At 51.9% G+C, this 1,258-nt stretch carries 1 protein-coding gene; it reads left to right on the top strand.

The features are described 5' to 3' along the window. The first annotated feature begins 74 nt into the window (after window positions 1-74). Window positions 75-1,232, top strand: coding sequence for an IS4 family transposase (locus Q0753_RS16530; RefSeq protein ID WP_298723702.1), 1,158 nt, complete (start codon window positions 75-77; stop codon window positions 1,230-1,232). Window positions 1,233-1,258: the final 26 nt, after the last annotated feature.

Raw genomic sequence — 1,258 nt, forward strand, 5'->3', positions numbered from 1 at the left:
CTTAGCCATCCCCTCATATGAACTAGAGCTGGCGCGGCCTGGCGGGTAGACTACCCGCCTTTGAACCAAACTCGATGACACGGCAGCCCATGATCACCCGCGAAACTATATCTGAACACCTCCACGACATTTTCGGCCAAGATATGCATGCCAAGCGGGTACTTTCATTAGCCAATGCCACTCACGGCGTTATCGAATCCAGCTCGTTGGCTATTCATGCCATCGGTAATGGCCTCGCCCAAGCAAATGGCCTAGAGAGAAAATACGCCATCAAGCAAGTGGATCGTTTGCTGAGTAACATCAAGCTCAATGTCTGGTCACTGTTCGATGATTGGGTGCCTTACGTGGTGGCTGAACGCAAGGAAATCGTGGTCTCCATGGACTGGACCGAGTTCGATGCCGATGACCATAGCAGCATCGTCCTGAGCATGCAGACCAGCCATGGGCGCAACACGCCACTGCTGTGGAAAACCCACCAAAAATCGCAGTTGAAGGGCCAGCGTAATGACCATGAAGACGAGCTGTTATGGAAGTTGAAAACCAGCTTGCCAGATGATGTGACAGTGACGGTGGTAGCCGACCGCGGCTTTGGCGACACAGCCTTGTTCGCCTTGCTGGAAGATGCGCTGGAGTTTAACTATCTCATTCGTTTTAAAGACAATATTCTGCTCTGTCCGGTCGGTGGAGACCTCAAGAAAGCCAAACAATGTCTGACGCCCAGCGGTCGTACCCGCACCCTGAAAGACGTCGAGCTGACGGCGCAGCGACAGCCCGTCGCCCGAGTGTTCTGCTGCAAGAAAGCCGAGATGAAAGAAGCCTGGTTTCTGGCCTGCAACCGGCGAGATTTGGGTGCCGCTGATGCCCTCAAGCTGTATGGCAAGCGCTGGGGAATCGAGAGCAGTTTCCGTGATATCAAGGACTACAAGTTCGGCATGGGCATGGCGGACACGCATATCAGTTCAACCAAGCGTCGCGACCGTTTGTTCCTGTTCAGCGCCCTGGCCATCGTGCTGCTGACCTTATTAGGCAAGGCCGGTGACGCTGCCGGACTGGAGAAGACGATAAAAGCCAATACCAGTAAAACCCGCACCTATTCCTTCTTCCGACAAGGCTGCATTTATTATCAAATGTTACCGAAGATGAAAGAAGATAATGCCATCAAGCTGATGGCAAAGTTTTCTTACTACCTGTCACAACATCGTTTATACAAGCGGATCTTCGGGATTATTTAAGTAATTAAAATGAGGGGATCTCTAAG

This window comes from uncultured Oceanisphaera sp. (genome assembly GCF_947495715.1).
In the GTDB taxonomy this organism is placed as follows: Bacteria; Pseudomonadota; Gammaproteobacteria; order Enterobacterales; family Aeromonadaceae; genus Oceanimonas; species Oceanimonas sediminis.

Bases quoted from the DNA above. Each gene is read 5' to 3' on its own strand.
- Q0753_RS16530 (WP_298723702.1), top strand. From the start codon at position 75: ATGACACGGCAGCCCATGATCACCCGCGAAACTATATCTGAACACCTC.